Source organism: Tardiphaga sp. (genome assembly GCF_041424195.1).
GTDB lineage: Bacteria > Pseudomonadota > Alphaproteobacteria > Rhizobiales > Xanthobacteraceae > Tardiphaga.
Genome location: NZ_JBGMOE010000005.1, coordinates 14767 through 28043, shown reverse-complemented (window position 1 = coordinate 28043; position 13277 = coordinate 14767). Strand labels below are relative to the sequence as shown.

At 62.5% G+C, this 13277-nt stretch carries 12 protein-coding genes; 7 read left to right on the top strand and 5 right to left on the bottom strand.

What is annotated here, in order from left to right:
* Positions 1–67 precede the first annotated feature (67 nt).
* Genes ACEK02_RS00365 through ACEK02_RS00350 form a run of 4 tightly spaced genes read left to right on the top strand, consistent with a single transcriptional unit; the run spans position 68 to position 3682 of the window.
* Positions 68–802, top strand: coding sequence for a TetR/AcrR family transcriptional regulator (locus tag ACEK02_RS00365; protein WP_371419839.1), 735 nt, complete (start codon positions 68–70; stop codon positions 800–802).
* A complete protein-coding gene (locus tag ACEK02_RS00360; RefSeq protein ID WP_371419838.1) occupies positions 799–1584 on the top strand; it encodes an HlyD family secretion protein in 786 nt (261 codons plus the stop codon). Before ACEK02_RS00365 ends, ACEK02_RS00360 begins: the two co-directional genes overlap by 4 nt.
* Positions 1581–2525, top strand: a complete 945-nt coding sequence (locus ACEK02_RS00355) for an ABC transporter ATP-binding protein (protein WP_371419837.1) — start codon at positions 1581–1583, stop codon at positions 2523–2525. The genes ACEK02_RS00360 and ACEK02_RS00355 overlap by 4 nt, the downstream gene beginning before the upstream one ends.
* Positions 2522–3682 carry an ABC transporter permease gene (locus ACEK02_RS00350; RefSeq protein ID WP_371419836.1) on the top strand — a complete coding sequence of 387 codons (1161 nt, stop codon included), beginning with the start codon at positions 2522–2524 and terminating at the stop codon, positions 3680–3682. The genes ACEK02_RS00355 and ACEK02_RS00350 overlap by 4 nt, the downstream gene beginning before the upstream one ends.
* Positions 3683–3729: 47 nt before the next feature.
* Here the strand turns inward: ACEK02_RS00350 and bcsS are convergent, their stop codons facing one another.
* The gene (gene bcsS / locus ACEK02_RS00345) at positions 3730–4572 is read right to left on the bottom strand and encodes a cellulose biosynthesis protein BcsS (RefSeq protein WP_371419835.1); all 843 of its coding nucleotides are present in this window, start codon (positions 4570–4572) and stop codon (positions 3730–3732) included.
* A gap of 133 nt (positions 4573–4705) precedes the next feature.
* Complete coding sequence (locus tag ACEK02_RS00340) at positions 4706–5170, bottom strand: DUF488 family protein (protein ID WP_371419944.1); 465 nt, start codon at positions 5168–5170, stop codon at positions 4706–4708.
* 145 nt (positions 5171–5315) lie between these two features.
* Here ACEK02_RS00340 and ACEK02_RS00335 point away from each other — a divergent pair, with 145 nt between their 5' ends.
* Positions 5316–6278 (top strand): Bug family tripartite tricarboxylate transporter substrate binding protein, encoded by a 963-nt coding sequence (locus ACEK02_RS00335; protein WP_371419834.1) that lies wholly within the window; start codon positions 5316–5318, stop codon positions 6276–6278.
* A gap of 16 nt (positions 6279–6294) precedes the next feature.
* On the opposite strand, the gene ACEK02_RS00330 is transcribed toward ACEK02_RS00335, so the two are convergent.
* Both ACEK02_RS00330 and ACEK02_RS00325 read right to left on the bottom strand, forming a co-directional pair.
* The gene (locus ACEK02_RS00330) at positions 6295–7098 is read right to left on the bottom strand and encodes a DUF72 domain-containing protein (protein WP_371419833.1); all 804 of its coding nucleotides are present in this window, start codon (positions 7096–7098) and stop codon (positions 6295–6297) included.
* Positions 7099–7133: 35 nt separating this feature from the next.
* Positions 7134–8441 (bottom strand): M20/M25/M40 family metallo-hydrolase, encoded by a 1308-nt coding sequence (locus tag ACEK02_RS00325; RefSeq protein ID WP_371419832.1) that lies wholly within the window; start codon positions 8439–8441, stop codon positions 7134–7136.
* A 456-nt stretch (positions 8442–8897) separates the two neighbouring features.
* Here ACEK02_RS00325 and ACEK02_RS00320 point away from each other — a divergent pair, with 456 nt between their 5' ends.
* Together ACEK02_RS00320 and ACEK02_RS00315 are read left to right on the top strand one after the other, a co-directional pair.
* Positions 8898–10031 (top strand): glycosyltransferase, encoded by a 1134-nt coding sequence (locus ACEK02_RS00320; RefSeq protein ID WP_371419831.1) that lies wholly within the window; start codon positions 8898–8900, stop codon positions 10029–10031.
* 7 nt (positions 10032–10038) lie between these two features.
* Positions 10039–11547, top strand: a complete 1509-nt coding sequence (locus tag ACEK02_RS00315; RefSeq protein ID WP_371419830.1) for a glycosyltransferase family 39 protein — start codon at positions 10039–10041, stop codon at positions 11545–11547.
* Between the two features lie 51 nt (positions 11548–11598).
* Here ACEK02_RS00315 and ACEK02_RS00310 read toward each other — a convergent pair whose 3' ends face one another.
* Positions 11599–12975: an outer membrane protein gene (locus ACEK02_RS00310; protein WP_371419829.1), complete on the bottom strand. Its 1377-nt coding sequence runs from the start codon at positions 12973–12975 to the stop codon at positions 11599–11601.
* Between the last annotated feature and the right edge of the window lie 302 nt (positions 12976–13277).

The window sequence follows — 13277 nt, the reverse complement described above, 5'->3', positions numbered from 1 at the left end:
GGTGTGCGGATGCCGAAATCGTTCGAAGGCCCTTGAATATGACTGACTGGTCAGTCATATTCAACCCATGAGCGCGTCCGAACCGAAACCGAAGGCGATGCGATTAGCCCGTGCAGCCACTGGCCGCAGCTTGGCGAAGGAAGCAGTCGCCAAGCCTGCCGGAACGGCGGCACCGAAGCATGCCGCGTTGAAGCCACCATCCAAACGTGAGGCCAAAGCGGAGGAGCGGCGGGCGGCGATCATCGCCGCCGGGCTCGACGAATTCGTTGCCCGCGGCTTTGCCGCCACCCGGCTCGACGACGTTGCGAAACGCGCTGGCGTCGCCAAAGGCACTATCTATCTCTACTTCACCGATAAGGAGGCGCTGTTCCAGGAGCTGGTGCGCAGCGCGCTCGGCCCACTGATCAGCCGGATAAGCGCGCCGCCGGTCGCGGGTGGCTCGGCCCGCGCCATGCTGGAAGGCTTCGCCGAGAGCTTTGTGCGCGACGTTGCGCAAACCCGGCGCGGCGACATTTTGCGCCTGATCATAGCGGAGGGCGCGCGCTTCCCGTCATTGTCGGAATTCTACTACCGCGAAGTGGTGGAACGAGGGATGGCTGGCATCCGGCACATGATCGAATACGGCATCGCGCGGGGCGAGATCCGCAATCCCGCGCTGCTACAGTTTCCGCAGCTTCTGGTGGCTCCGGCCATGGTTGCGGTGATCTGGCAGGGGCTGTTTGCGCGGCTGGCGCCGCTCGACGCCATGACGATGTTGCAGGTTCATATCGACCTGATCTTCGGCGAACGGAGGGCGACATGATGTCGTCGCACACGACCTGCCGTTTGTTTAGCCTACTTGCGTTGCTGGCCCTTGCCGGTTGCAATGAACGCAGGGATCCCGGCTATCAGGGCTGGGTTGAGGCCGACATGATCTTTGTCAGCCCTGACGAATCCGGCCGCGTCACCAAACTTAACATTCGCGAAGGCGATGAGGTCCAGGCCGGCGCTCCGCTCTATTCGGTTGACGACGATCTGCAGCGGGCCGATCTCAACCAGAACAACGCCACACTGGCCAACGCAAAGCAGACCTTTGACCGCGCCCAGGCGCTCAGCAAGACAGGCTCCGGCACCCAAGCCAACCTGGACGCGGCGGTGTCGGCGCTGCGTGTCGCCGAGGCACGGGTAAACACGTCGCAAACGCGGCTGACGCGGCGTAATGCCTTCGCACCGGTTAGCGGCACCATCCAGCAGATCTATTTTCGAGAGGGCGAGATGGTGCCGGCGCAGCGGCCCGTGCTGTCGATCTTGCCGCCGGGTAACATGAAGGTACGCTTTTATGTTCCGGAGACCGACCTGGCCAAACTTGCCGTCGGCGACGAGGTTCGTGTCACCTGCGACAACTGCGCAGCCGATCTGACGGCCAAGATCTACTATATCGCGACCACAGCGGAATATACGCCGCCGGTGATCTACAGTCTCGATGAACGCAACAAACTCGTCTATCTCGTGCAGGCGCGGCCCAACAAGCCGGCGAGCGTCCGTGTTGGCCAGCCGGTCAGCGTGTTCGCCCATGCGCCGATTCCCGTGGCGACGACACGATGACCGCGGCCTCCGTCGCCACATCCGACATCGCAATCGAGGTGACCGGCCTGTCGAAGTCGTTCAACGGCCGCGAGGTGGTGCATAACCTGTCGATGCAGGTGAAGCGCGGTACCATCTACGGCTTCCTCGGTCCCAACGGCTCCGGCAAGACCACGACGATCCGCATGCTGTGCGGCCTGCTGACGCCGGACAGCGGGACGGGCACATGCCTTGGTTTCGATATCCTGCGCGATGCCGACAAGATCAAACGCCGGGTCGGCTACATGACCCAGCGCTTCAGTCTGTATCAGGATTTGTCGGTGCGTGAAAATCTTGAATTCGTAGCCAGACTCTATGGCATGCGCGATCCGCGCCAGGCGGCGCGCGACATGATCGAGCGGCTTGGACTCAATGGCCGCGATGAGCAACTGGCCGGCGAATTATCCGGTGGCTGGAAGCAGCGCCTGGCACTGGGCGCCTGCACGCTGCCGAATCCGCAATTGCTGCTGCTCGACGAGCCCACCGCGGGTGTCGATCCGAAAGCGCGGCGCGACTTCTGGAACGAGATTCATGCGCTGGCCGCGCAGGGGCTGACCGTGCTGGTCTCGACCCACTACATGGACGAGGCTGAGCGCTGCCACGAGATCGCTTATATCGCCTATGGACATTTGCTGGTCCACGGAACCGTCGAGCAGGTGATTGCGGCATCGTCGCTGTCAACCTGGACCGTCACCGGCGCGGATCTCAACGAGCTTGCGGCTGACCTCGCCGACAAGCCCGGCATCGATATGGTGGCGCCGTTTGGCACCAGCCTGCACGTCTCCGGGCGCGATCATGTCGCCCTTGAAGCTACCGTTTCGTCGTATCGCGATCGGCCGGGCCAGCACTGGCAGCACGGTGCGCCGTCGCTCGAGGATGTGTTCATCGATCTGATGACGCGCGCCAAGGACAACTTCCAGTGAGTGCCGCTGAGGGACCGGACCGGGAGATCAAAGAGCGGCCGTTCGGTTTCTGGCGGCGCAGCTACGCCATGCTGGTGAAGGAGTTCATTCAGCTCCGTCGCGACCGGGTCTCATTCGCCATGATCGTGATGATACCGGTGATGCAACTCTTGCTGTTCGGCTATGCCATCAATACGACGCCGCGCCACCTTCCGACGGCGGTGCTGCTGCAGGAGGACAGCGACCTTGGCCGCTCGATTCTCAAGGCGCTGGAAAACACCTCGTACTTTCAGTTCACCCACGAAGTGCATTCGGTGGCGGAGTTCGACAGCCTGTTGCTGTCGGGCAAGGTGCTGTTCGGTGTGGAGATCCCGCGCGGCTTCGAACGCGCCGTGCGGCGCGGTGACCGTCCAGCTTTGCTGGTCGCCGCCGATGCCACCGATCCGGTCGCGGCGGGCTCGGCGCTGGGCGCGCTCGGCACCACCATGCAGACGGCCCTGCAGCACGACCTGTTTGTCGGCGATCCTCCATCGCTGCCGTTCGAGATCCGGGCGCATGCGCGCTACAATCCGGCGGCGTCGTCGCGGCTCAACATCGTGCCTGGGCTCGTAGGCACCATTTTGACCATGACCATGCTGATTTTTACCGCGCTGTCGGTAACGCGCGAGATCGAGCGCGGCACCATGGAAAACCTGCTGTCGATGCCGATCACCCCGGTGGAGGTGATGCTCGGCAAGATCGTGCCCTATGTGCTGGTGGGCTTCATCCAGGCCACGCTGATCATCGGTATCGGCGTTGGACTGTTCGGCGTGCCGGTGCAGGGCAGTCTGCTGCTGTTGGCGTTGCTAAGCACGCTGTTCATCACCACCAACCTGTCGATCGGCTACACGTTCTCCACCATCGTGCAGAACCAGTTGCAGGCGATGCAGCTGTCGATGATGTTCTTCCTGCCCAGCATCCTTTTGTCCGGCTTCATGTTTCCATTCGCGGGCATGCCGGTCTGGGCGCAATATATCGGCGAGGGTTTGCCGCTGACGCATTATATACGGATTGTCCGCGCCATCATGCTGAAGGGGGCGGTGCTGGAAAATCTGCGCTACGACGCGATCGCACTGGCTGTTCTGATGTTGCTGGCGATGATCATCGCAGTGAGCCGCTTCCGCCGCACGCTGGATTGAGCGCTACAACTGCAGGAGATCTGACGCCTTCGGCGTTTCAGTCGATATCAATTCTCGAAGAATGGAGCGCGGGGTGGCCGGATGACCATGCCGAAGCGTGCATAAACGCCTTGGCGTTCGAAATTGTCCTGCACATGGCCAGCGGCGAATGACCATTCGTAGGGCCCGGTACGCAAACCGGTGAGATGGCCGCCGATCCGGGTCTGCTGGCTGAAGTAGTCGTTCGACAATGCTGCCTCCGGGCCGATCCAGAACAGATCAAACATGCGCCAGCCGGCTGCAACGCGTGTCGTATAACCATTGTCGATCGTCGTTCCGGAGAGGGCGTATTGCAGCATCAGCTCGCGGGTCGGTTCCCACCAGATGTCCATTGTGCCGCGTGCACCGGCCGTCGTGCGCAGCCGGGAGCGACGCTGGTCGTGGAAAAAATAATCGGCCTCCATATCGAGGCCGGCCAGGAACTGGACCTCGAGATTGCCGCTTCGCATGAGATAGCCGGGCAAGAGCGTTGCGCGGCTGATCTGGGTGTAATCGGAGCGGGTGCCTGTCGTGTAGCGCTCGAGATTTTCTGACATATAGAAACGCAGGATGAAGCCATCCTTGTTGAGGCCAGCAGGTGCCCATTGCAGGCCGCCATAGGCACCGAGGCTCCAATGCGACGCATCGACGCCACCGAAATACATCAGGCGGTCCGGCATGCCCCCGGAGAGAAAATCGAAGGCGCGCCGTTTCGAAATGCGCGTGTCGAAAAGGGGCGACCAGAAGCTCGATGAGCCGGCTGCCGGCTCCACGCTGAAATCGGCGTCGGCGATGTCCTGTCCAACCGCACTGCCGCAAACCATTGCGGCTGCAGCGACGCATAATGCGCGTAACCCCAGTCTCCAACGCATCGAGCCCTCACCCAACGCAACAGAAACGCAACACAGAAATACAACCTTAGGTAGATTACATTGGGGATAAGCCGCCGTCCAGTGTGGATAAGTGAGACTCCGGAAATATCTTCTCGGTGCGATCGGATCGCGGTCAGAACTGCGGCGGCAGCAGGTTCTGGACCTTGGCGCCTTCGCGCTCTTCGATGATCTCGGCGATCCACCGCCGATGGCAGTGTTCGTGGTCGCGCTCGTAGCAGAGAATGCAGACCGGCCCCGATTTGGTCACCAGAGCGGCGAGTTGGTCCATCTCTTCCATCGCCTGCGGCGTCTTGAGATGGGCCATGTAGACCTTCTCGAGCTGCACGAGCTTGCCGCTGCGCGCGGCCTCACGGCCGTCTTTGGGTGTACCCAGCCCGCGCAAGTGAATGTAGCCGATGCCGCGCTCATCCAGGCCCGCGGCGAGCTGGTTCTTCGAAAAACCCGGTCGTCGCGATGCGGCGACGGCACGCACATCGACCAGCAGCTTGACGCCGGCATTCTGTAATTCGTCGAGCACGGCCTTCGCAGGCGTTTGCTCGTAACCGACGGTGAAGAGTTGAGGCGCTTTTCGGGCCATATGAGCATCTCCGTGATCGACGAACGATTGGCACAATGTCGCGGCAGGCCGCGGGGCGTTGCTCCCATTTGCAACATGGCACATAGTCAACTCAACAAACTCCGCCAGTTCAATGGCCGATATCACCGGGGGAATGATGGCTCGCATGGTTGGTGCGTTGGGTGCAATCGCGCTCGCGCTTGTGTCGTTTCAGACTTCAACTCTGGCGCAAGGCGCGTATCCGGATCGTCCGGTCAGAATTATCGTCCCTATCGCGCCCGGCGGCAGCTACGATCTGGTCGGGCGGCATCTCGCCGACGCGCTGGCGAAGCGAACGGGGCAGGCGTTCTTTGTCGAGAACAAGCCCGGGGCAGGCACCGTCGTTGGCACACAGGCTGCGGCCCAGAGCGATCCGGATGGTTACACGCTGATGATCGGTGGCCTCTCCAACATGGCCTTCAACTCCGCGCTCTACGCCAAGCTCGCCTACGATCCGCTCAAGGATTTCGTCCCGGTCGCGCTGGTCTACAAATTTGGCTACGTGATGGTTGGCCGCAAGGATCTGCCGCAGCAGACGCCGAAGGAGATCGTTGCTGCCGCATTGGACAAGCCGGGGTCGATCACCGTGGCGACCGCCGGCGTCGGGACCGGCCAGCAACTGGTGGCCGCGGCCTTCATGAAATCCGCCGGCGTCAAGCTGCAGGAGGTGCCTTACAGAGGCTCTCCGCCTGCTTTCGCCGATCTGCTGGCGGGCCGCATCGACCTGTTCTTCGACTCGATTGCCGCCGGGCTGCCTTATGTGCAGTCAGGTCAAGTCAGGGGCATCGCGGTCCTGTCGTCGAAGCGCAGTCCGCTGGCGCCCGACGTGCCGACCATGGCGGAAGCAGGTGTGCCGGGCCTTGATGTCGATTCATGGCTCGGCATCTTCGTGCCGGCCAAAACGCCGCCGGCGGTGATCGCAAAACTGCGTCAGGATATTCGGGCGGTGTTGCCCGATCTGAAGGAGCGCTTCGAGAAGAGCGGCGGCGAGCCCTGGGATATGCCCGACGACAGGCTCGACGGCTTTATCGCATCCGAACACGCGACCTGGACAAAACTGATCCGCGAGGCTGGGATCAAGCTGGATTAAGTAGCGCCCGTGGGCGTTACTTTAACCGCTCGATCAGCGCCATGGCGCCATGCGGCGCACGCACCTTGGCCTCGTGGATCACATAGGCGAACACGTCGCGCGGCTGTTTCTTGATCTTGGCGTCGTCGACGCGCGGCAGGTCTGTCGGCTCGCCGCCGGCGGCCCAGGTCTCGAAACGCTTGGCCCAGGCATCCAGCGCCTTCGGGGGATAAGCGGTCTTGATACTGTCCTCGCCCTTCTGCAAACGCAAATAGACGAAGTCGCCGGTGACATCGGCGATGGCCGGGTAGGTCGCGTGTTCGGAGAACACCACCGGGGTCTTGAACTGACGTAACAGCGCGATGAAAGCCGGCACGCAGAAACTGTCGTGACGGACCTCGACCACATGGCGCAGCTTGCGCCCACCGAGTTCGGCCGGCAGCAATTCGAGAAACTTCCCGAAATCGGCTTCGTCGAATTTCTTGGTCGGCGCGAATTGCCACAGCACGGGTCCGAGTTTGTCGCCGAGTTCGAGCACGCCGGAATCGTAGAACCGGTTCACGCTGTCCCCGGCTTCGGCGAGCACGCGGCGATTGGTTGCGAAGCGAGGGCCTTTGAGCGAGAACACGAAATCCTCTGGCACCTCGCGCGCCCATTTGCGAAAACTCTCCGGTTTCTGCGAGCCGTAATAGGTGCCGTTGATCTCGATCGAGGTCAGCTTGGACGCGGCATAGCTGAGCTCCTTGGCCTGCGTCAGCTTCTCTGGATAGAAGGTCCCGCGCCAGGGCTCGAAGGTCCAGCCGCCGATGCCGATACGGATTTGTCCGGATTTCGCAACCATTGTGAGGCCGATCCTTTCAGTATTCGCCGTATTACTCAGTGCCGCGCCGGCAGCATCGGCTTGGTCACGCCCTCCATACCGGTCAGCACCAGCATGGTCAGCAGCGCGTTTTGCGGCCCGATATACGCATCCACGGGCTTGTACCATTCATTGCGCGAATGCCAGTTGCCGCCCTGGCCGCCGCCGCCGATGGTCACCGCAGGAATGCCGAGCGACATCGCGAGATTGGAGTCCGTGCTCGAGCCGGCAAAGGTGACATGGGGCGCGCGGGTCAGCGCGGTCACGGCGCGCGCGGTCGCCTGCACGAGGGGAGAGTCTTCTGCGACAACGCCGGCCGGACGGTCGCCAATCAGCTTGATCTCGACAGTGATCTTGTCCGATCCCCAGCGTTTGTTTTCTTCACCAACTGCGTCCTTGACCTGATCGAGAAGCTTCGCTTCGAGTTTCAATAGCTCTTCGGTCGAGTTCGATCGCATGTCGATCGTCATGCGTGCTTCGGCCGCAATGGCGTTGACGGATGTGCCGCCACTCACCGTTCCGACCGTGAAGGTGGTTTTCGGATCTGCAGGTGTCTGCAGTTCCGAGATTTTCGCGACTGCGCGACCCAGTGCATGGGTCGCGCTCGGCAGGCCGAACTCCTGAAAACTGTGACCGCCCGGACCCTTGAAAATCATCTCGTAGCGGTGGCTTCCCGTTCCCTGGTTGACGATGCGCGTGACGCCGAGTCCGTCGATCGAGATGAAGCCGTCGATATCCTTATTATCGCGAAACAGGGCTTTGACGCCGCGCAGATTGCCCAGCTCTTCTTCGCCGACGCTGGCGACGAAGATGATGTCCCCGACCGTCGAGATCTGCTGGGCGTCGAGGGTCTGCATTAAGGACAATAGTGCCGCGAGCCCACGGGCATCGTCACCGATCCCGGGCGCCAGATAAACGCCGTCCTTTTCCTTCACCGTGACGTCGGTCCCCTCGGGAAAGACCGTGTCCTGATGTGCGGAGATGACCAGCTTCGGCGTTCCGGCGGTGCCCTTGCGCCGGGCGATCACATTGCCTTCGACGTCGATCGCCGCGTCCTTGAAGCCCAGTTCCTGAAACCGTGACATAATGTAGTTGCCGCGCACGTTCTCCTTGAACGGAGGCGCGGGAATTTCGGTGATCCGGATCTGCTCTTTCAGGGTGCGGGCATCGTCGGCCTTGATGGCATCGAGCGCAGCCATGACGCGCGAATCGGACAGCAGCGGCGTTGTGACGGTGTCGATTGTCTGCGCCATGACATGGCTGGCGCCGAAGGATGCCAGCGTCAGCGACGCAGCGAACAGGCATGGTCCGAGGGAGCGTCGCATGGCATCTCCGATGATCATGTGCGGAGACGATCATGGTCGCGGTTCAGGCGGGCTTCCGCCCGAGAAAACCACGCGAACGCGCCGCTGTTGACCGAGGCAAGGTAACGGGCACCCGCGAGGCTGGCTATAGCTCGCCAGCAACAGAATGGTGTCAGGGTGCGGTGTTTGCGGCCGCAATGTGGCGTTGAAACCTGTGCGGGATACCCTTGCGGAACGTCTCCAGCATCCCTATCTTGTCTGTAACGGCGACGTCGATGCTTAACAGCTCCGGCGCTGGAACGACCTTGAATAGCTTGGTGCGCCGGATGTACGTGCGCCTGTTGTTCGGGGTCGTTGGCATTTTGGGGCCACTTTTGGCCATTCCCCCTCTGACGGCTCGTTCCGGCACGCGTTAAAGCCTCGCCATTCCCCTGTCCGCCTTGGCAGGGTCCGGCGCGGCAGATATATGCTGGCGCCATGAACGAAGCCATCAGACCGGGGCCCGGACAGATATTGCAGGCGGGCGCTCCGCTGCAGCTGTCCGTCGTCGTCCCCACTTTCAACGAACGCGGCAATGTCGCCACTCTTGTGCAGCGGCTGGACGCGGCGCTGGTCGGGATTTCCTGGGAAGTCATTTTCGTCGACGACAATTCGCCAGATGGCACCGCCGAAGTGGTGCGTGACCTGGCACGTGTCGATTCGCGCGTGCGCTGTATCCGGCGCATCGGGCGGCGTGGCCTGTCCGGCGCCTGCATCGAAGGGATGCTGGCCTCCAGCGCGCCCTGCGCGGCGGTGATCGACGGCGATCTGCAACACGATGAGACCCAGCTCGGCAAGATGCTCGGCCTGATCGAGAGCGGCGCCGCCGAACTCGTGATAGGCAGCCGCTATATAGAAGGCGGCAGTGCCGACAGTTTCAACCAGCAGCGGCTTGGCGCCAGCAAATTCGCGACCGCTGTGGCGCAGCGCGTGCTGCGCGTGAAAATCGCCGACCCGATGAGCGGTTTCTTCATGATCCGCCGCGATCGCTTCGAGCAACTGGCGCCGCAACTCTCGACGCAGGGCTTCAAGATCCTGCTCGACGTCGTGGCGACCGCGCACGGCGATCTGCGTATCATCGAAGTGCCCTACACCTTCGGCTCGCGACTGCATGGCGAGAGCAAGCTCGACTCCATGGTGGCGCTGGATTTTCTGGGCCTCGTGCTGGCGAAGCTGACCAACGATACCGTGTCGCTGCGCTTCCTGCTGTTCGCGCTGGTCGGCTCGATCGGCTTGTTCGTGCATTTCGCAGTGTTGTTCGTCACGCTCGAGTTCTTCGATCGGCCATTCGCGGAGGCGCAGGCCATCGCAGCGCTTTGCGCGATGACCAGCAATTTCCTGCTCAACAATTTCCTCACCTATCGCGACCAGCGCCTGAAGGGCTTTGGCATCCTGCGCGGTCTGTTGATCTTCTACGTGGTCTGCAGCGTGGGGCTGCTCGCCAATGTCGGCGTAGCTTGGTCGGTCTTCGACCAGGAGCCGATCTGGTGGCTGGCGGGCGCTGCCGGCGCGCTGATGGGCGTGGTGTGGAACTACGCGATGTCCGGCCTGTTTGTCTGGCGCAAGCGGTGATCGCGGGATGACCGCACAGGAATTGCGGCTGGTGCGCGGCACCGCGGCTGTCGTCGTCGGCCTGGTGCTGCTGCGGCTCGCGGCGGCCGCATGGACACCGCTGACCTTCGATGAAGCCTATTACTGGATGTGGTCGAAACATCTGGCGGGCGGTTACTACGATCATCCGCCGATGGTCGCAGTGGTGATCCGGCTCGGCACCATGATTGCCGGCGATACCGAATTCGGTGTGCGTGTGGTCTCGGTGCTTTTGGCGCTGCCGATGAGCTGGGCGGTGTATCGCACGGCCGAACTGCTGTTCGGCGGTCAGCGGGTCGCGACAACGGCGGTGATTTTGCTCAATGCGACGATGATCACGTCGGTCGGACTGATGATCGTCACGCCGGACGCGCCGGTGCTGGTCGCGTCGAGCTTCGTGTCGCTGGCGCTCGCCCAGGTACTGGCCACAGGGCAGGGCGCGTGGTGGCTCGCTGTGGGCGTCGCCGTCGGTGTGGCGCTGCTGTCGAAATATACCGCGCTGTTTTTCGGACCGGCGATCCTGATCTGGCTCATCGTCGTGCCGAAGATGCGGCGCTGGCTAGTCTCGCCATGGCCCTATCTCGGCGGCCTCGTGGCGCTCGCGGTGTTCTCGCCGGTGTTGTTCTGGAATGCCGAACATGGCTGGGTGTCCTTCATCAAGCAACTCGGACGGGCCCGGATCGATCATTTCAATCCGGCTTTCATCGCGGAGCTGATCCCGACCCAATTCGCCTTCGCGACGCCGCTGGTCTTCATTCTCGGTGTGATGGGCCTCTACGCGCTGGCGATCCGCAAGCCCGGCGCGTGGCCGGCGCGGGTGCTGCTGAATGCGATGTTTTGGGTCATCGTGCTGTATTTCGGCTGGCATGCGCTGCACAGCCGTGTCGAGGCCAACTGGTTCGCGCCGGTCTATCCGACGCTGGCCATCATCGCTGCCGCCGGAGCCACCGTCGTACAATGGAAGCCGCGCGAGCAGCGCACGGTGGATTTCTGCCTGCGTTGGGCGGGGCCGACCGGCGTCGTCTTGTTCACGGCACTGGTGGTGCAGGCCAATACGGGTCTGCTGTCCGGCTACAAGCGTGACGCGACAGTACGCAGCATTGGCGTGGGCTTCGTCGAACTGGCGGCCGACGTCGAGGCAGTCCGCGCCCGTGTGGGGGCCACATGCGTCGTGGCGCCCGATTACGGAACCACAGGCTGGCTCACCTTCTATCTGCCGAAAGGGACCTGCGTCTTCCAGCGCACCCAGCGCATTCGCTGGGTGAATATGCCGGAGCCGAGCGCAGAGCAGCTGTCCGGCAAGCTGTTGCTGGTGGGTGAACAAAATGCCGCAGCCAATCCGGAATGGCGGGCGGCTTTTGCCAACATCGAGAAAGTGGCCGACCTCACGCGCAAACGCGGCCCGCTGGTCGTGGAGAATGTCGAACTGAACCTGCTGGACGGCGCCAAAGGTGACGTGCTGGACCGGTCGCCGCCACCGGAGATGTTGCCGCGCTAGGAAGCGCGACCACCATGCGCGCGATGGCGCGATGGTGGTCGGCTGTCGCGCTCATGGCGCAAAGTGATAGTTCACGCCGATCTTGCCGAGCTGCATGGTCTGCGCAATATCGGCATTGAAATAATAGGAGCCGACCATCGGAGGGGCATTGATCACGCCTTCGAGGCTCGCGTTGTCATGGCCAAAGCCGATGTAGTTATACTCCGCCTTGACGGACCAGTTTGGTGCGAAGGCGTATTCCACGCCGGCACCGACCACGTAGCCGGTATGGATGCGGGATCCATCGAGATTTACGAACGTCGGGCCCGACACCGCTGATATGGCATGATGATCCCCGGCGACGGCGACACCACCCTTGAGATAGGTCAGCCAGCGCTCGTTGGTCACCATGCCGATGCGCGCCGTGGCCATCGCCAGCCAGTCGGTGCGCGAGCTCATGTTGAGATCGCCGCCGATGTTGATGCGGGTAGCGCCGCCGACATTGCCGCCGACCAGTTCGCCTTCGACACCCATGACGATCACGCCGAGCTGCACATTGGCACCGATCTGGCCGCCGCCGAAGCCGCCGGTCATCGAGAACTTGCCAACTGGCGTGTAGTCGCGCCAGTCGCCCTGTCCAGATCCGTAGCCGGCCTGTGCGCCGAGATAGAGCCCGGTCCAGTCGAATCCTGTCTGTGCATATTGCAGCGGCGGGATCGGCTTGGCGGCATCGGGAGCGCCGAACTGGTAGTTCGCGCCGAGCTTGACGAGATGCACCGTCTGCTTGGTGAACGCCGTGGAGGAGATCGGCCCGGTGGAGGCCCGCGTACCGCTGAGATCGAAATCGTGGTCGGGGAAGTTGATGAAATTGTACTCGCCGCGAAGCGACCAGTGGTTGGCGAGGGCATATTCCATGCCCGCACCGACGACCCATCCCCGCCGCGTCTCGCTGCCTGACAGTGTGATCCTGTCGGGCCCCGGTACTGAAACCTGAACGTCGTAGCCGTGATCTTCATTGGCCCAGGCGAATCCGCCCTTGGCGTAAGTGAGCCAGCGGCCATTGGCGAAGCCGATGCGCCCGGTCACGGTTGACAGCCAGCTTATCTGCGACGTCTGGGACAGGGTGGCCTGGTTCAGAATGTTCAGCGTGCGATTGCCCTTGATGCCGCTGAAGCTGATGTCGGCCTCGATGCCAAGCAGCAGGTTGCCGATCTGCTGATTGTAGCCGGCCTGAACGCCGCCGAGCGCGCCGTCGGTTCGGATATTCAGGATCTGCCATTCGGTCCCGCCGAGGCCGTAGCCGGCATGAACGCCGGCGTAAAACCCGGTCCAGTTATAGGCGGGATCGACAGCGGGGGCCTTGGTATAGGCGCGGGCCGGTATGTCGGCGGCGATGGCGGCATTGCCGAGGCCGAGGATGCCGATGGTGCCGAGAAGAAGCTGCTTCATGTCCGTTCCTTGCAGGTGCGGCGGCGGCCTTCCAGGAATTGGAGCTGCGTCGCGCGTCTTTTCGACTCCGACCATGTAGGGAAATACCGCGCACGTCGTGGTCCCGCGCGCTTCATTTGTGCAGGATCGCGCACTCGGCGTCGCATTGTGAGCGGATGTCGCCGCTCGGTCTCACCTGGAAGTACTACTGGGGGCCGCGATGTGGGGCCACACGATGACCCCCGACCACGGCGTACCGGTCGCAACCGCGGGCGGCGGCGTCGTTTACAGTGATGATAAATTTCGCCGTCGGCGTTGAACCA